Origin of the sequence: Ochrobactrum sp. CGA5 (genome assembly GCF_006345815.1) — a bacterium.
In the GTDB taxonomy this organism is placed as follows: Bacteria; Pseudomonadota; Alphaproteobacteria; order Rhizobiales; family Rhizobiaceae; genus Brucella.
On sequence record NZ_VCIG01000002.1, the window covers coordinates 51311 to 68951 of the forward strand.

Here is a 17641-nt window from a genome sequence, read left to right on the forward strand (position 1 = left end):
GCTCATGTACACGATCAATCCCATGCCGGAACAGATTCCTGCCGGTGATCTCCAGCTTCTGTCGGGGGTAGAGACGGCCACCGTCGGACATTGGCGTTTCTTCGGCTTCATGCACCGCTCCATCCAACCGCTCCTTCCGAAGCGCCGTGTGGTCGGCACTGCCGTCACCATCGCTATACCAGGACCGGATTCCACTTTGCTTCATCACGTAACCGGAATGCTCCGCCCCGGCGATATCTTGGTGGTGGACCGAATGGGTGACGACCGCTATGCGTGCTGGGGTGGTGGTGTGACCATTGCTGCGAAGGCCTCCGGTGCAGTAGCCGGCATTGTGGATGGTCCTTGCACGGATCTGACGGAAATTGAGGATTCCGATTTTCCGATGTGGGCGAGGGGGATTTCCCCTATCACCACCCGGCTTTATGATTTGGGAGGTGGCATCAACATTCCGGTGTCCTGCGGGGGGGTCGTCGTCAATCCCGGTGATGCCATTCTCGCCGATGAGAGCGGGGTTCTGGTCCTGCCACCAGACGAAGTGAACGCGGTCGCCTCACGTGCGCTCGACATACAGGACAAAGGCAAGGCGCGCGAGGCTTCGGTGAAAGCTGGTCTCAAGCTCGGTGACGTGTCTGGTGCCACCAAGAAAATTCTCGCGCACGCGGGAAGCTGATCTGATGCGGGCCAGTTCCGACCGGCCCCGATCATTTGTGGGCTGGAATATGACGATTCTCTTATTTTCATCCCGTAAGTGTCTTAGAAGGAAAAGACGAATCTGGTTACCCGAAGCGCAATAAGGGACCTCAAGAAATACAGGCGCGCGGGTGATTGAAATGGGAAGGAACACGCCCGTCTATGAATATCCGTTTTCTGGAAACGGTGATCTGGTTGTCGGAACTGCGTAATTTCCGGGCGACGGCGGCTCGCCTCAACATGACGCCAGCGGCAATATCCAATCGCATCGGCGCCATGGAGCAGGAATTGGGTTTCCGGCTCTTCGACCGCGATGCCCGCGACGTAAATCTGACGGTCGAAGGCGAAGCTTTTGTTGAAGGTGCGCGCGATGTCGTGCGCCGTTACCATAACTTGGTGGAAAGCCTGAGCCCGCAAAATGGGCTTGAGGGAACACTGAAGATCGGCATTGTTCCTAGCCTCGCGATGACCATATTGCCAGGCATCCTCGATATTGTCCGTCAGCGCTACCCGCAAATACGCATCTCGATCACGACCTCGTCTTCAAAAGGGATCGTGCAGAAGCTGGAGCAGCGGGAGCTGGATATCGTTTTTGCCATCAAGCCCGTGCCTTCGCCCAACTTGCGTATCGTCGACATATGTACTTTCGGCATGTTTTGGATATCACGCAGCAATCAGTTTCCCGGGGGAGCCGAGGACGTTCTGTCACGCGATGATCTGCTCGGCTGCAACCTCATTTCCTATGAAAGCGGTTCCTATAACTATCAGCAGATCATCAATTATTTCACGGAGGAGCGCCTCAAGGATGCGACCGTCCACTACTCCAATTCCCTTACCACGACGATCAACATGATTTCGGCAGGTGTCGGAATTTCCGTCATTCCTCCGGTAGTGATCCAGAAAGAGCTTCGGACGGGAGAACTGCAGGTGCTGAACACCAATGCCGTTTTTCCGGCTACGAGCTATAGCGCGATTTGTATGGAGAGCGCAGCAACGCGCCTGGTCACGCTTGTGGCCAATATAGCCCGCGAAGCCGGGCGCAATTTCAGCGAAAATTTCAGCGATAGTCTAGCTTATCAGGATTAGGATCGTTCTGTTATGCCGGTGTCTGGCTCTTAGGCGAAAATCATCATTGCAACTCATCACTCCAATGAAGGAGTAAGGCAGTCCCCAACCAGATAGCGCGAATTCGCTGGCAAGTTGACGCCAAACCACATCATTTCTGGTGTGCTACGCGGTCAGTCAAGTTATCGTGTTATTTCTTATGGGTCTCGATCCAGGTAATGCCAACGACGACAGCACTGACGGCCAGGATAGCTGTTATCTCAATCCAAAAAATCAACTGCATGGCGATATCCTCCAGCATGGTTAACAAACAACTAATGAAAAGGTTCATTCGCTAGGATGTTGTTCATGCTCCTCTCTACGGAGCCAGCTGATCAGGTCAATGCCGCGATCGCATGAGCGGAGGCACGGGGGCGGCGCTATCCAAATGACTTCATGCGCGATTTCTGCGTCCTTGGATATCACGACAACAGGTCTGTGGCTCTTGCTAGGCTTCACGTCCCGCCAGAGGAATTGTCGCTATTTTCGGTTCACATGGTGTTGCCGCTACGGCAAGTTGACGCCAATAGCCGGTCGGCACAATAGGCCGACCGACCAAGCTTGCGCGCAGGCTTTATTTCTGCCAGCTCTTGACCAGTTCGTCGTAATTGACGGTGACCGGCTTCTCCTTCTCGTTTTCGATTTTCAGTTGAGGAGCGAGGTTGCCCTTGGAAACGGCATCCTTGTTCCAATACTCAATATCGTGTTCCTCGGCGAGTTTTGGCCCGATGTCGCCCTGAACCCCTGCGCGCTCCAGACGCGAGAGAACTTTTTCTTGTTCGGCGCAAAGCGAATCCATTGCTTCTTGCGCCGTTTTTGCACCCGACGACGCATCGCCGATCGCTTGCCACCATAGCTGAGCCAGCTTGGGATAGTCAGGAACGTTGGTGCCGGTTGGTGACCACTGCACTCGAGCCGGAGAACGATAGAATTCGACCAGACCGCCGAGTTTTGGTGCGCGATCCGTGAAGCTCGGGTGATGGATCGTTGAATCACGGATGAAAGTTAGCCCCACATGGCTCTTTTTCACATCGACCGTCTTGGAGGTGACGAACTGTGCATATAGCCAAGCGGCCTTGGCGCGATCATCCGGTGTGGACTTCATCAGTGTCCAGGAACCGACATCCTGATAGCCAAGCTTCATGCCGTCCTTCCAGTAAACACCGTGCGGGGAAGGAGCAACGCGCCATTTTGGCGTTCCATCCTCGTTCACAACCGGAAGGCCAGGTTTCGCCATATCGGCGGTGAAAGCGGTGTACCAGAATATCTGCTGGGCGATGTTGCCCTGTGAGGGAACGGGCCCCGATTCAGAGAAGGTCATGCCCTGGGCCTCCGCCGGAGCATAGGCCTTGATCCAGTCGAGGTATTTCTGGATAGCGTAGACTGAAGCCGGTCCGTTGGTGTCGCCGCCGCGTGCTACGCACGAACCGACCGGACGAGATTGGTCATCGACCTTGATGCCCCATTCGTCGACCGGCAGACCGTTGGGCAGGCCCTTGTCCCCATTACCGGCCATGGAAAGCCACGCATCGGTAAAGCGCCAGCCCAGTGAGGGGTCCTTCTTGCCATAGTCCATATGGCCGTAAACCTTCTTGCCGTCAACTTCACGACCGGTGAAGAACTCGGCAATATCCTCATATGCCGACCAGTTGACCGGAACGCCAAGGTCATAACCGTACTTGGCTTTGAAATCGGCCTTGTTCTTTTCGTCGTTAAACCAGTCGTAACGAAACCAATAAAGGTTCGCGAATTGCTGGTCGGGAAGCTGATAGAGCTTCTTATCCGGTGCGGTCGTGAACTTGCTGCCGATGAAATCATCGAGATCGAGGCCCGGATTGGTAACCTCCTTGCCTTCATTGGCCATGAAGTCGGTGAGGTTGCGGACCTGCTGATACCGCCAGTGCGTTCCAATCAGGTCGGAGTCGTTGACCCAGCCGTCATAAAGGTTCTGGCCGGTCTGCATCTGTGTCTGGATTTTTTCGACGACGTCCCCTTCCTGAATGAGGTCGTGCGTGACCTTTATGCCTGTGATGGCGGTAAATGCGGGCGCCAGCACCTTGGATTCATAATCGTGGGTGGTCAGGGACTCAGAAACAACCTTGATGTCCATGCCCTGGAAAGGCTTGGCGGCATCGATGAACCATTGCATTTCCTTTTCCTGATCGGCGCGCGAAAGGGATGAAAGCTCACCGATTTCCTTGTCGAGAAATTGCTTTGCCTCGTCCATTCCCGCTGAAGCGGCGCCTGTCATTGCCAGCACGATGAGTGCCGTAGTTGTCATTAGATGCCGTCGCATGTTGATCCTCCCAAAGCTTGCGAGTGCATATCGACTTTCGGGCACGGTATGTCCCCCGAGCCCACTACTGCATGAAGCGGAGATATTCCGCTTCGGACTTCTTATACAAAGCGGAACACGCCAATGGCGTAGACCACTGAAAGGGCTACAGCCCACCATAGGTTTGGACCAACCAGTCCAAGCCATGCCAGATTGATGAATGCGCTGCCGAGCAGCGAGACGAATAAACGGTCACCGCGTGTCGTCTCGAACCCCAGGATACCGTTGCGTGGTGCCCCTCCGCGGGAAGCATATTCCCATACGCCCATGCCAAGGAGCAGGGCGGCAATACTGCAGAAAAAAGTTGCGGTTTGCCAAGTCCAGGCCATCCATGAGAAATCAGGCATATGAAACATGTCACACCCTCCCCAACGCGAAGCCCTTGGCGATGTAATTTCGGACAAACCAGATCACCAGCGCGCCGGGTATCAGTGTGAGAACACCGGCTGCAGCAAGGAGGCCCCAGTCCATTCCTGCAGCCGATACGGTGCGTGTCATCGTGGCTGCGATGGGCTTTGCGTCTGTGGTCGTGAGGGTGCGTGCTATCAACAACTCGACCCATGAGAACATGAAGCAGAAGAAGGCTGCCACCCCGATGCCGGACGCGATCAGGGGCATAAAAATTTTCACAAAGAATTTTGGAAACGAATAGCCATCAATATAGGCTGTCTCGTCTATTTCTTTCGGTACGCCGGACATGAAGCCTTCCAGAATCCACACCGCCAGCGGCACGTTGAAAAGACAATGCGCCAGTGCAACCGCGATATGCGTATCAATGAGCCCGAATGCTGAATAGAGTTGGAAGAACGGCAAGGCGAACACCGCTGGAGGCGCCATGCGGTTTGTCAGGAGCCAGAAGAACAGGTGTTTGTCCCCCAGGAAGCGGTAACGCGAAAATGCATAAGCCGCAGGTAGCGCTACCGCAACCGAGATTACCATATTCATGACCACATAGATGATCGAGTTGATATAGCCTGAATACCAGGCGGAGTCGGTGAATATGGCGCGATAGTTCTGAAGTGTTGGCTCATGCGGAAACAGCGTCAGCGACGTCAGTATCTCCTGATTGGTCTTGAAGCTCATATTGATGAGCCAGTAGATCGGTACCAGAAGCAATATGATGTAGATGGTCGGTATCAGCCAGCCGAGCCGTGAAGTTTCGCGTCTGCTTGATCGCCGCCTGGCAGTGTTTGCAACCGGCGTAATCGCATCCACGCCGCCCACAGAGGCTCCTTGTACGACATTCATCTTACATCTCCTGATCGTGGCTGGTCATGACGGTGTAGAACACCCATGACAGCAGCAGGATGATAAGGAAGTAGATCAGTGACATGGCTGCCGCTGGTCCCAGATCGAACTGTCCCAGCGCCATCTTGACCAGATCGATCGACAGAAATGTAGTTGAATTGCCTGGCCCACCGCCGGTGACCACGAATGGCTCAGTATAGATCATGAAACTATCCATGAAACGGAGCAGAACAGCGATCAACAGAACACGTTTCATCTTTGGCAGTTGGATGTAACGGAATACTGAAAATCGTGACGCTCCATCAATCCGAGCTGCTTGATAATAGGCATCGGGAATGGATACGAGGCTCGCATAGCACAGCAATACCACCAGGCTGGTCCAGTGCCACACGTCCATGATAATGATCGTTACCCATGCGTCGAACGGATCGTTGACGTAGTTGTAATCCAATCCCAGCCAATTGGCGTAATAGCCGAGCAAGCCGATGTCGCTGCGTCCAAAGACCTGCCAGATCGTGCCGACGACGTTCCACGGGATCAGCAGGGGTAGCGCCATCGTAACGAGGCATACCGGTACCCAGAACCCCTTTTTGGGCATGTTGAGCGCAATCAGGATACCGAGAGGTATCTGAATGGCCAGAACGATGAACGAAAAAATGAGGTTGCGCCCGAGTGCGTTCCAGAAACGACCGGAGTGAAGAATCTGTTCAAACCAGTCCGTTCCAGCCCAGAAAAACTGATTATTGCCGAACGTATCCTGTACTGAATAATTCACCACGGTCATTAGCGGTATGACGGCGGAAAAGGCGACCAGCACCAACACAGGTAGGACCATGAACCAGGCTTTGTTGTTCCAGCTCTTCTCCATGGTCAGCTCTCCATCCCCACACGCCAGGAATCCGCAAATATTCCGATTGCCTTGGGATCGAAGGTCACGTGCGGTTCGGTTGGAATCTCGCCATCCTCACCGATCACTACGGCCAGTTTCTGCCCTTCGAAGCCAGCACGCACGATGCGGTAACGGCCGATATCCTCAATCTTGTCGATGCGGATGGGCAGACCTTCGCGACCGAGCCTTACAAATTCCGGTCGGATGCCAAGTTCAATGCTTTTAGCATCGCCAATCTGTGGTTTGCCGGCCAGTGGAATGGTCTGCGTGCCTACCGTCGCAGTGCTCCCATCTATTCGGGCTGGCATTAGGTTCATACCCGGTGAGCCGATGAAATAGCCGACGAATGTGTGCTTCGGGCGCTCGAACAGTTCGGCGGGCGTACCGATCTGCACGATCTCTCCATTATGCATCACCACGACTTTGTCGGCGAACGTCAGCGCTTCCGTTTGGTCGTGCGTGACATAAACCAATGTGAACCCAGACTGGTGGTGCAGGCGCTTCAACTGCGAACGCAATACCCATTTCATGTGCGGATCGATAACCGTCAGCGGTTCGTCGAACAGGATCGCGTTCACGTTCGCGCGTACTAATCCGCGCCCCAGTGAAATCTTCTGCTTTTGATCTGCTGTCAGTCCGCGCGCGCGACGTTCGGCAATACTGCCGAGGTCCGTCATTTCCAGAATGTCCTTGACGCGACGTTCCACTTCCACTTCCGGCATACGTCGGTTTCGCAGAGGAAAGGCTAGATTATCGAAAACTGTCATTGTGTCGTAGACAACGGGAAACTGGAAGACCTGCGCAATATTGCGGTCCTCGGTCGCAAGGTTCGTCACATCCTGACCATCAAAAAGAATACGTCCCTCGGTTGGCTGTAAAAGGCCAGAGATAATGTTGAGCAGAGTTGTCTTGCCGCAACCGGAGGGGCCGAGCAATGCATAAGCGCTTCCGTCCTCCCACTCATAATTGACCATATTGAGCGCATACTCGCCTGCGGCTTGCGCTTTCGCATTGTAGGCGTGGCGGATATGGTCGAGAGTGATACGTGCCATCGCCGTTCTCCTAAGCCACCGAACCGACAGCGCGGCCGGTCTCATCGAATGCCATCAGATGTCGCGTGTCGAGGTAGACCTCGATTTCGCGGTCGGGTTCGATAATCTGGATGCCGTGCGCCAACATGACCCAGCGGTTACCTTCGTAATCGAGATGGATAAAGCTTTCCGATCCGGCGATTTCGGACACCAGCGTGCGTGCCCGAATGGGGACTGTGGCGTTCTCCACCGGGCGGACGAGCAGATGATGCGGCTGAAACGCGATAGTTAGCGGGCCGTCACTGATATCGACCAATTGGTTCGGCACGTCGATGGCTGGGCGATCCGCCCGCAGGAAACGGTCGCCTGACTTGATCATGTGCGCAGTGTTCAAGGGTGGATCGGCAAACGTGCGCGCTGTGATGAGGTCGATTGGTCGGCGATATACGTCGATTGTCCGGCCGAATTGCGTGACGCGACCTTCCGAAAGCGCAGCCGTATTGCCGCCGAGCAACAGTGCCTCCGAAGGTTCTGTCGTTGCGTAGACGAAGATGGCGCCGGATTCAGCGAAGATACGCGGCAGCTCTTCGCGTAATTCCTCTCTCAGTTTGTAGTCCAGATTGGCCAGCGGCTCGTCGAGCAGAACCAGGTTGGCCTTTTTCACGATGGCCCGGGCAATCGCCGTGCGCTGTTGCTGGCCGCCAGATAGGTTAAGGGGTGTTCTGTCTAGATAGGGCGTCAGCTTGAGGAGGTCTGCCGCCTTGCGAACTTCGCTGTCGATCTCCGACTGTTGCTTACCAGCGATGCGCATCGGTGAAGCTATGTTTTCATAGACCGTTAGGGCCGGGTAATTGATAAACTGCTGGTAAACCATCGCAACATTGCGCTTCTGCACGGGCATGCTGGTAACATCCTGTCCATCGAACAGGATCGAACCTTCACTTGGTTTATCCAAGCCAGCCATGAGACGCATAAGAGAGGTCTTGCCGGACAAGGTTGGTCCGAGCAGGACATTCAGGCTCCCGCGTGGCAGGACGAGATTTGTTGGATGGATGTGAGTGGTTCCACCAACTTTCTTCGAGATATTTCGCAATTCCAGCATATGTCCCGAGGCCTCCTCCAACCGTCGGAATTATTGCGCTTATTGGCAAACCCTCTCAATATGGACTTCAAGGGAATGTGCCGTACCCCTTATGAGCAATCTGTTTTCTACGCGCCGTCTCCGCATTCGTTCGGGAAACAAGCATGTCGCAACGAGCTGTTTTCCAACAAGCTTCATTCAGCTTACCACAACACTGACCCAAGCGCTCAACGAGCGCCATCCCGCAGATGCGGCAGAGTGACTGTGATCATTGACGCCTGAACAAACTCGGTTTGGATTAGTTGATTAAGCACATCGCTTATAGCTGTCACGGTAGTGCCGGCTAGCGTTGTTGCCACTATCCATGAAGAGGGTATGCACATTGGCAACTGATATGTTTTCCCATCTGTTCCCACATTCAGCCTTTGCGATTGTGAAAGTCAAACAATGAAAATCGAAAACAAAAGGAAAGTCAAATGAAGATAATTGCTGAACTGGCGAAGTGCGGCAAATTCTGGTCCCGCTTCGCTGGTAATGATCGGCCAAAACCTCGCAGAAAAGGCAGAAGCCGGTCAAAGCCGACCCGCACATAAAATCGTCATGCTGATTGTCTTGGAGGTAATTCCGTCAGTTTTTAGATAAAGCGGTAGAGGCACATGCCTGAAAGCAGCAGGAATATGACCATTGCCATAGCTTCCGGTCGCTGCCATGCGACATACGGCACCCGTACCGGATGGACTATTGATTATGAAGAAGCCTCTCCGCTAAGCCGGACAGAACCCGCGAACGGCTTGATGTTCTTCAGATTGCCTGATTGACTGTGATAGAAATCATGTGAAGCATGGAGCAGGGCAACCGCCCCGTATTGTTCAGTCTATGGAGATGAGCTCTCTTGAAAGAGTGTTCATCGTCTCGGCTCCGTTGGATGTAGTGAGGAGTTGTTCTTCGATCATCAGGGCTCCCAGTCCGTCTGCATAGAAGGGAGCTTCCACAGCCACTAAACCTGCAAAATCGGCTGCGGGCAAGGACTCAAGGGCAATGCCGAGGCTGGCTGCGCGGGGCCACGCTCGACCATCATATCGGCAAGCAGTCGAAAGGCTGCTTTCTGGTTGAAGGCTTCCGAGCGGGGGCCGACATTGCCGCTTTGAATCGACGTGATGATATCGACCGAACCGGTCAGCAAGGCATTGTTCAGCACACTTGCGTCGGCAAAATACTGGAAGACCATCTCGCCGTTTTCGGCTTGGCTTCCTAATATTTATCGAAGCGCTTCATTGACAGCGACGAACCGCGGCGCCAGTCTTCCAGTTTTTATAAGGTCCCGTTCCGTCTTCCTTCGACTGAAAGTCGTTTGCTTCGTCGTTTGCCACCTATAAGTAACTCAGATCGTACGATAGCGAGATTGAGCGTGAGGACAACTTGACGACAACGGTTCCGTCGTCAGGAGTTTCAACAGATGGAATGGTTCCGGCAAGTCGCGCATGTTAAAACTGCTGCTCGGATTGCAGCGCGCATCCTCTGGGAATCTTTCGTTTCGTGGCGAACTTCTGGATACTCGCAGTAGCAGTTTTATGCGCGACTTCCACCGCGCGGTGCAGGCGGTATTTCAGGATACTTATTCATCGCTCGATCCATGTCAGCGTGTTTTCGACATCATCGCTGACGAGGTGATCAGCGCCCTCGATCTGACAATGCGCGCCCGCATTATCGATCTTATGCGCTGTCTTTCCAAACAAACAACTTTTGAGGTGGTGTTGCACGACATCGCATTGGTTGCGTTGTTGCGTGAACAGTTGATTGTTCTGGAGAAGGGGCGGATCGTTGGGCAGGGCGAAACGCGGGACATTCTGGATCATCCGCCCCATGCTTTTACGAGGAAGTTGCTGACCAGTTTGCTGAGGGCATCTCTACCTGCTTGAGGACCGAAGCCGGTAGAGATGTCGTATTTGAAGATAGCCCAAGAAAAATGATTCTAAGGGGGCTATTTGCGCAGTTCGGCTTCGATCTGATCGAGAACCTGATCCTTGCCGATGCCTGTCAGGAACGGCAAGCCCTTGATGACGGGCTTGGTCACTGAAGCCGAAATAGGTGTTGTGGAAACGATGAAATCCACATTATCGGCCAGCGACGCAACTTCAGTTGCTTTTGCCTGCTGGGCATTGAAGGTGAGCCCGCGCTTTTTCATTTCTTCGGTCACAGTTGCGTTGACTGCTGTAGATGTCGCCACGCCTGTGCCGCAAGCGAAGAGAATTGTTTTTAATCTAGCCATGGGCTCCTCCAGTGTTCATGCGCTTATGAGCGCCCTTAGGTCTGATTGAATCAGATCATTTTAGTGCAGCGCTGATCGAATATCCTCAAGCGTACGTGCGGCTTTGAGCCTATCGAGCGCATCGGCGTCCTGAATGGTCGTCATAATCTGCTGTAAGGTTTCAATCTGTTTGTCCTTGTCATCAATGGCGAGCAGAAAGACATATCCGACTGGAACCGTTTCTTCTGGATCTTCCATGTTGGCAAAAGCAATCGGCGTTTTGAGCGTTGCAAATGCAACGCCGGCCTTGATCACGTGTTCTGGATCGGTATGTGGTACCGCAACATTATCGGTGCGCTCAAGCGGCAATCCGGTTGGCATCGTTAACTCGCGGGTGACAACGGCGTCTGCGTAACTCGGCTTTACATAACCCAGTTTTTCCAGTTTACCTGCCAGAATTCGGATGATCTCCTCGTTGGTTTTTGCATCACTTTGAAGCTCAATCGCTTGTGGGTCGAGATAATCAATCAGACCAGCAGCCATTCCATTCTCCATTTGGAAACGACCGCACGTCTGCTTCCACGTGCGGCTTTGATTATATTGCAAAATTGACAGCTATGATCAGGCTGTCGTTTCTTCTGCGGGTTCGTCTTCCGCACCCGCCGCACGTTCCCATGCGAGTGTGTTGCGACGATAGAGCATAAACAACACAGCAATAACAACGGCAATTAGCGCGACGCCTAGCGTACCGCCAAGCCAGCTGATTGTTTTAATGATAATGTCTGGAACCCATAGGAACCCATCCACCACGGATGTGATCTGCAACGCATTTTCAGGCAGCTTGAAACCTGACGAGACTGCAGCACTGGTAAAGAGTGGCGCAAGCGCATTTGCAACATAGAACCCGATGGTCAGGGTCACCGTCCCCACCACGACCATGCGGAACACATTTCCTTTCAGAAGCGGAGCCGTCATTGCAACGATGAACGGAATAACTGCAAGATCGGCGAAAAGAATCACGCGATTGCCCGGCAGAATGATCGACAGGATAATCGCAATCGGTACCAGAATAAGCGCCGACGAGATAGCTGCCGGATGCCCGATCAGGATTGCCGAGTCGAGGCCAACGAGAAGTTCGCGGTCGCCCGTCCGCTTACGCACAAATTCCTGCGCAGCATCGGAAACCGGCAACAAGCCTTCCATCAGGATTTTGACCATACGCGGCAAAAGCAGCATCACCGCTGCCAGCGTCATGCCGGTGCCCAGAACCTTGGCAAGCACTGTGCCGAAATCTCCCGCATTGTAAAATGCGATAAGACCGAGCACGAGACCGATGATCAGCCCCATAACGACGGGCTCTCCAAAAACACCAAAGCGGCGCTCGATGGTTTCCGTGTTAATGTTGATTTTATTGATGCCGGGAACACGATCCATGATCCAGTTGAGCACAATAGCAATCGGCAATATCTGTGCGGAAGCCAAATGCGGCACAGAAACACCCGGAATGCCGTAGAACTGTTGTACAGCGCGTGCCGACCAATCGGCAAACAGCAAGGACAAGGCGGCAACAAGCGCTGCAACAATAATGCCATAAGCGATGTTATCAGTTGCAGCGACAACCAACGAGCCTACGAAAGCAAAGTGCCAGAAATTCCAAACATCGACATTGAGCGTGCGCGTCCAACGCATCAGCAGCAGGGCGATGTTGACCAGAATGCCAACTGGAATTACCCACAAACCCACGGATGAACCAAAGGCGATGGCCGCAGCGGACGGCCAGCCCACATCGACGATGTCACGTTTGATGCCTGTGTTGGTGACGATGGCCTGAGCTACTTCACCGATAGAAGTGAACATCAGGCCCAGAACCAGATTGATGCCAATGAAAGCAACACCGATGGTGACTGCCGCACGGAAGGCTTTGCCGACTTTCGCACCCAGTACCACCGCAATAATGAAGATGACGATAGGCAACAGAACTGTTGCCCCAAGCGTATCGACTGCCGTCTTTAGTCCGCTCAGAAACGCGTCCATTTAATTCTCCTCCCCCCGGAGCACTCCCAAAGTGCGCCGAGCTACCAGAACGCCATTATTAGCTTGCACGTATCGACGTTTCAAAATCTGAATTGCGCGAAACGGCAGAACTTTTGTATTCTATAACAAACTAAAGTCTAATAACAAGCTGCCAATCATGCGCGCATTCCGACATGTGATAATGAACACTGGTATTGACTTAGAAACAAATGTTCATTAATTGATTGCACATCAGAGGAGACTGCGAGAATTTTGCAGAGACGTTCAGGAGGAAACGATGGCAACCAATGTGGCGTTGACAGGTTTGGCGCGTGACATGCAGGCGCGCGCGGATAGCGGGCGACCAATCCGCATCGGACTGATTGGCTCTGGCGAAATGGGAACGGATATCGTAACCCGCGTTGCGCATATGCCGGGTATCGAAGTTGGCGCAATCTCCGAGCTGCGCATCCCCAATGCATTGAAAGCTGTCGATATTGCCTTTCAGGAAGAAGGCCATGGCCGTGAGGTTTCGACCACTTCCGATCTGACTGCTGCGATGGAAGCGCATAAGGTTGCCGTAACCGACAATGCCAATCTGATCCTTGAGAATGATCTTATCGATGTTGTGATCGATGCAACCGGTGTTCCGGCTGTCGGTGCTGAAATCGGCCTGCGTGCCATGGAACATGGCAAGCATCTGGTCATGATGAATGTTGAAGCCGACGTTACCATTGGCGCTTATCTGAAAGCAGAAGCCGAGCGTCTCGGCGTGACCTATTCGCTTGGCGCGGGTGATGAGCCATCGTCCTGCATGGAACTGATCGAGTTCGTAACCGCGATGGGCCACCCGATTGTGGCTGCAGGCAAGGGAAAGAATAATCCGCTCAATATCGATGCCGTGCCAGACCAATACATGGAAGAAGCCACGCGCCGTAACATGAACGTACGCATGTTGGTGGAATTCGTTGATGGTTCAAAAACCATGGTCGAAATGGCCGCTATTGCCAATGCTACCGGTCTTGTCCCGGATAAAGCCGGTATGCATGGACCTGCCGCAACGCTTGACCAGCTCAATAAGACGCTGATCCCCGAAAAGGACGGTGGCGTGTTGTCCAAGGTCGGTGTGGTTGATTATTCCATCGGCAAGGGCGTAGCGCCGGGCGTCTTCGTTGTCGCCGACATGTCGCATCCGCGCATTTCAGAACGTATGGAAGATTTGAAGATGGGCAAAGGACCATATTTCACCTTCCATCGCCCTTATCATCTGACATCGCTGGAAGTGCCGCTTACCTGCGCCCGGGTTGTTCTTTATGGCAAGCCGGACATGGTTCCGCTCTCGACGCCAGTCGCTGAAGTGGCAGCGGTGGCGAAGAAAGACATGCAGCCAGGTGAAAAACTCGATGCCATTGGCGAATATTGCTACCGCGCATGGATCATGACTTCGGGCGAAGCACGAAGCGCGCACGCCATTCCATGTGGGCTTCTGCAGGGCGGCAGTGTGACGAAGCCGATCAAAAAGGGTGAATTGATCACCTACGACAATGCGGCTGTGGCACCCGGATCCAAAATTGCCGAACTGCGCGCGCGTCAAGACAAGCTCGTTTACGGAGCGTGAGGACAAACATCATGGTTCAAGCCAAGAAAGTCGAACCGCAGGATACGGGTGACCGTCATAACTTGCCTTACGCTTTTCGCACCTATTCACCGGAAAAGCTGAAAGAAGCGCTGCACAAGATGTATTTGATCCGCCGCTTTGAAGAGGGCGCGGAAGAAAGTTACACGCGTGGGCTCATTCATGGAACGATGCATCTTTCCATCGGGCAGGAGGCAAGCGCGGTTGCGTCGTGCCTGCCGCTCAACGACGATGACATGATCACATCAACCCATCGCGGTCATGGCCACTGCATCGCCAAGGGGGCGGACGTGAAGCGCATGTTTGCCGAATTCTTCGGTAAGGAAACCGGCTATTGCAAAGGCCGTGGCGGCTCGATGCATATCGCGGATGTTTCCAAGGGAAATCTCGGTGCAAATGGTATTGTCGGGGGTGGCATTCCGATTGCGGTTGGTGCTGCGCTTTCGGCCAAGAAGCAGAAAAACGGCAAGGTTGTCGTGTCGTTCTTCGGGGACGGAGCGAACAATGAGGGTGCTTTCCACGAAGCGCTCAATATGGCCTCTGTCTGGAAGCTCCCCGTTGTTTTCATCTGCGAAAACAACGGCTACGGCATGTCTACCTCCACCAAGCGTTCGACGGCAGTTGACAATATTGCTGATCGCGCCTCGGCCTATAACATGCCGGGTGTGATTGTGGATGGCAACAATCTCTCGGAGGTTGCGCAAGCCGTCAATGAAGCCACGGAACGCGCGCGGCGTGGCGAAGGTCCGACGCTCATTGAAAACAAAACATACCGTATCCGTGGTCATTCCAAGAGCGATCGCAACCGCTATCGCACCAAGGAAGAAATCGAGCATTGGCAAAATGATCGCGATCCAATCGCGCATTTTGAGGCTGATATGAAAGCCTATGGCTTCATCGATGATGCCCAGATCGAGGAAATCCGCGCTGAAGTGGAGAAGGAAATCGCTGACGCGATCGAGTTCGCTAAGAACAGCCCGGCACCCGATCTGACCAACCTGACCCGCGACGTTTACACGGACGATATTTGAACATGGACACAACAATCCGCGAGTTGAGCTATTCGCAAGCCATTCAGGAAGCCATGGCAATTGCCATGGAACGCGACGACCGCGTGTTCTTGATGGGTGAAGATATTGGCGTCTATGGCGGCGCATTTCAGGTAACGGGTGATCTGGTGCATCGCTTCGGCGAGGACCGGGTTATGGATACGCCTATTTCGGAACTGGGCGGTGCAGGTGTTGCAGTCGGTGCAGCACTCACCGGGATGCGTCCGATTTTCGAGTTTCAGTTCTCCGACTTTGCCGCGCTGGCAATGGAGCAGATTGTTAATCAGGCTGCCAAAATCCGCTACATGCTTGGCGGTGCGGTTTCTGTGCCGCTGGTCATGCGCTTTCCGGCGGGCTCGGGAACAGGTGCTGCAGCCCAGCACAGCCAGAGCCTTGAAGCATGGCTTGGCCATGTTCCGGGTCTCAAAGTCTTACAACCTTCGACACCCTATGATGCCAAGGGTATGCTGCTTGCCGCGGTAGAAGATCCTGATCCGGTGATGATTTTCGAGCACAAGCTGCTCTACAAGACCAAAGGTCCGGTTCCGGAAGGCTTTTACACCGTGCCAATCGGCAAGGCGGAAGTGGTTCGCGAAGGCAGCGATCTGACCATCGTTGCGACTGCGATCATGGTGCACAAAGCGCTAGACGCGGCTGCTCAACTTGCCAAGGAAGGCATCGACGTAGAGGTGATTGATCTGCGCACGGTGCGTCCGATTGATCGTGAAACGATCATTAAGAGCGTCAAGAAGACGTCAAAGCTTCTCTGCGTCTATGAAGCCGTAAAAACGCTTGGCATTGGTGCTGAAATTTCGGCAATTGTCGCGGAAAGCGATGCCTTCGACTATCTCGACGCGCCAATCGTGCGCCTTGGCGGGGCGGAAACGCCAATTCCCTATAATCCTGATCTTGAACGCGCGACCGTTCCGCAGGTGCCAGACATCCTGAAAAGCGCTCGTGATCTGGCCAAAGGAGTACGCTGAACATGGCTGTGGAAGTCATTCTCCCCAAGGTCGATATGGATATGGAGACAGGGCAGATATCGCGATGGTATGCCAAGGACGGCGATACCGTCACAAAAGGTCAGCTTCTCTTTGAAATCGAGACTGACAAGGCAGCGATGGAAGTCGATGCACCGGCATCGGGCATCATTGCAAATATCAGTGCTGCCGAAGGCAGTGTTGTACCAGTCGGTCAGGCCGTCGCATGGATCTACGACGAAGGCGAAGAACGCAACGGCAAGTCGGTGCCTGTCGTCGAAGACCCGATTGTTGTTGCGCCAGTTGAAGCGCCTGTTGAACCAGTAGCTTCGATGCAGGTTACCCCCACATCCTCCCAAGACGATGAACCGGGTTCACCGAAAGATATGCGGGCCACGCCGCTTGCACGTCGGCTTGCACGCGAAGCAGGGATTGATCTCGCCACCATTCAAGGCTCCGGTCCGAAAGGCCGCGTGCAGAAGAAGGATGTTGAAGGCGATAGAGGTATTTTGAGGCCTGCGATCCCAACAAACTCGCCTGCACGCAACAATGCCGAACCGTCTGTGCCTGGATTGCTCAACGCAGTCTGGCTGCGCGAAGGGGAGGCAGGCCGTCTGCCGATTGTTCTGATCCATGGCTTTGCGGCTGATCTCAATTCGTGGCGTGGATTGTTTGCCGGCGCATCGCTTGGTCATCCAATCCTGGCTCTCGATCTTCCGGGACATGGCAATTCACCACGCGTCGTTCCTGAAAGCATTGATGACATTGCTGCTGGCGTTGAAGCGACACTCGCATCCCTTAACGTGACGTCCTGCCTTATGGTCGGACATTCGCTCGGAGGAGCAGTTGCGACTGTTACGGCAGCGCGCAGTGTTGTCGATGTGCGTTCATTGGTGCTGATTTCGTCGGGTGGCCTCGGACCGCAGGTCAATGGCCCATTCGTAAAGGGGCTTATCGGCGCGAAAAGCGAAGCCAGCATCGTTCCCTGGCTAAAAGTGCTCGTCGCCGACGAGAGCCATCTGACGAAACCCTTCATCAATGCAACCGTCGCTCAGGCGACTGACACTGAACTGCGCAATACGCAGGAAGCAATTGGCGCGCGGTTTTTTGCAGATGGTACACAGACCTTTGAAGTTCGCTCAAGCATTGCCACGCTTGCGATGCCGGTACGGCTTATATTCGGTGCAGAGGATCGCGTGATCCCGGTCGCACACGCTCATGGTTTGCCGGGGAAAGTGGGCATCCATATTTTCGCAGGGTGTGGACATATGCCACAGATCGAAGAACGGGCTGCAGTGTTGCAAATCCTTAAAGAGTGCACAGCGGCTGTTGATTGA

17 protein-coding genes are annotated in these 17641 nt (G+C 53.9%); 7 read left to right on the plus strand and 10 right to left on the minus strand.

Features of this window, described 5'->3' with window-relative positions:
* Window positions 1-4 precede the first annotated feature (4 nt).
* Window positions 5-670 carry an RraA family protein gene (locus FJQ48_RS02490; RefSeq protein WP_139973642.1) on the plus strand — a complete coding sequence of 222 codons (666 nt, stop codon included), beginning with the start codon at window positions 5-7 and terminating at the stop codon, window positions 668-670.
* A gap of 182 nt (window positions 671-852) precedes the next feature.
* A complete protein-coding gene (locus FJQ48_RS02495) occupies window positions 853-1776 on the plus strand; it encodes a LysR family transcriptional regulator (RefSeq protein ID WP_139973643.1) in 924 nt (307 codons plus the stop codon).
* A gap of 592 nt (window positions 1777-2368) precedes the next feature.
* Here FJQ48_RS02495 and FJQ48_RS02500 read toward each other — a convergent pair.
* From FJQ48_RS02500 to FJQ48_RS22630, 7 genes are all read right to left on the minus strand, one after another.
* Complete coding sequence (locus tag FJQ48_RS02500) at window positions 2369-4090, minus strand: ABC transporter substrate-binding protein (protein WP_139973644.1); 1722 nt, start codon at window positions 4088-4090, stop codon at window positions 2369-2371.
* Between the two features lie 101 nt (window positions 4091-4191).
* Window positions 4192-4485: a DUF2160 domain-containing protein gene (locus FJQ48_RS02505; protein ID WP_139973645.1), complete on the minus strand. Its 294-nt coding sequence runs from the start codon at window positions 4483-4485 to the stop codon at window positions 4192-4194.
* A gap of 1 nt (window position 4486) precedes the next feature.
* Window positions 4487-5377 (minus strand): carbohydrate ABC transporter permease, encoded by an 891-nt coding sequence (locus FJQ48_RS02510; RefSeq protein ID WP_139973646.1) that lies wholly within the window; start codon window positions 5375-5377, stop codon window positions 4487-4489.
* 1 nt (window position 5378) lies between these two features.
* Window positions 5379-6245: a sugar ABC transporter permease gene (locus tag FJQ48_RS02515; RefSeq protein ID WP_139973647.1), complete on the minus strand. Its 867-nt coding sequence runs from the start codon at window positions 6243-6245 to the stop codon at window positions 5379-5381.
* 2 nt (window positions 6246-6247) lie between these two features.
* Window positions 6248-7318, minus strand: coding sequence for an ABC transporter ATP-binding protein (locus FJQ48_RS02520; RefSeq protein WP_139973648.1), 1071 nt, complete (start codon window positions 7316-7318; stop codon window positions 6248-6250).
* 10 nt (window positions 7319-7328) lie between these two features.
* Complete coding sequence (locus tag FJQ48_RS02525; protein WP_139973649.1) at window positions 7329-8399, minus strand: ABC transporter ATP-binding protein; 1071 nt, start codon at window positions 8397-8399, stop codon at window positions 7329-7331.
* A gap of 976 nt (window positions 8400-9375) precedes the next feature.
* The gene (locus FJQ48_RS22630; RefSeq protein ID WP_247870281.1) at window positions 9376-9606 is read right to left on the minus strand and encodes a hypothetical protein; all 231 of its coding nucleotides are present in this window, start codon (window positions 9604-9606) and stop codon (window positions 9376-9378) included.
* 253 nt (window positions 9607-9859) lie between these two features.
* Here FJQ48_RS22630 and FJQ48_RS02540 point away from each other — a divergent pair, with 253 nt between their 5' ends.
* On the plus strand, window positions 9860-10297 hold the full coding sequence (locus tag FJQ48_RS02540; protein WP_139973650.1) for a hypothetical protein: 438 nt from the start codon (window positions 9860-9862) through the stop codon (window positions 10295-10297).
* Between the two features lie 62 nt (window positions 10298-10359).
* On the opposite strand, the gene FJQ48_RS02545 is transcribed toward FJQ48_RS02540, so the two are convergent.
* From FJQ48_RS02545 to FJQ48_RS02555, 3 genes are all read right to left on the minus strand, one after another.
* Window positions 10360-10647: a PTS sugar transporter subunit IIB gene (locus tag FJQ48_RS02545; protein WP_139973651.1), complete on the minus strand. Its 288-nt coding sequence runs from the start codon at window positions 10645-10647 to the stop codon at window positions 10360-10362.
* A 60-nt stretch (window positions 10648-10707) separates the two neighbouring features.
* A complete protein-coding gene (locus tag FJQ48_RS02550; protein WP_139973652.1) occupies window positions 10708-11169 on the minus strand; it encodes a PTS sugar transporter subunit IIA in 462 nt (153 codons plus the stop codon).
* Window positions 11170-11247: 78 nt separating this feature from the next.
* Window positions 11248-12660 (minus strand): PTS transporter subunit IIC, encoded by a 1413-nt coding sequence (locus FJQ48_RS02555; protein ID WP_139973653.1) that lies wholly within the window; start codon window positions 12658-12660, stop codon window positions 11248-11250.
* A gap of 277 nt (window positions 12661-12937) precedes the next feature.
* Between FJQ48_RS02555 and FJQ48_RS02560 the strand changes: the two genes are divergently transcribed.
* The 4 genes from FJQ48_RS02560 to FJQ48_RS02575 are packed head-to-tail and all read left to right on the plus strand — an operon-like array spanning window position 12938 to window position 17641.
* Complete coding sequence (locus tag FJQ48_RS02560) at window positions 12938-14257, plus strand: NAD(P)H-dependent oxidoreductase (RefSeq protein ID WP_139973654.1); 1320 nt, start codon at window positions 12938-12940, stop codon at window positions 14255-14257.
* Between the two features lie 11 nt (window positions 14258-14268).
* Window positions 14269-15306, plus strand: coding sequence for a thiamine pyrophosphate-dependent dehydrogenase E1 component subunit alpha (locus FJQ48_RS02565; protein WP_139973655.1), 1038 nt, complete (start codon window positions 14269-14271; stop codon window positions 15304-15306).
* Between the two features lie 2 nt (window positions 15307-15308).
* Window positions 15309-16307, plus strand: a complete 999-nt coding sequence (locus FJQ48_RS02570) for an alpha-ketoacid dehydrogenase subunit beta (RefSeq protein ID WP_139973656.1) — start codon at window positions 15309-15311, stop codon at window positions 16305-16307.
* 2 nt (window positions 16308-16309) lie between these two features.
* Window positions 16310-17641 (plus strand): acetoin dehydrogenase dihydrolipoyllysine-residue acetyltransferase subunit, encoded by a 1332-nt coding sequence (locus FJQ48_RS02575; protein ID WP_139973657.1) that lies wholly within the window; start codon window positions 16310-16312, stop codon window positions 17639-17641.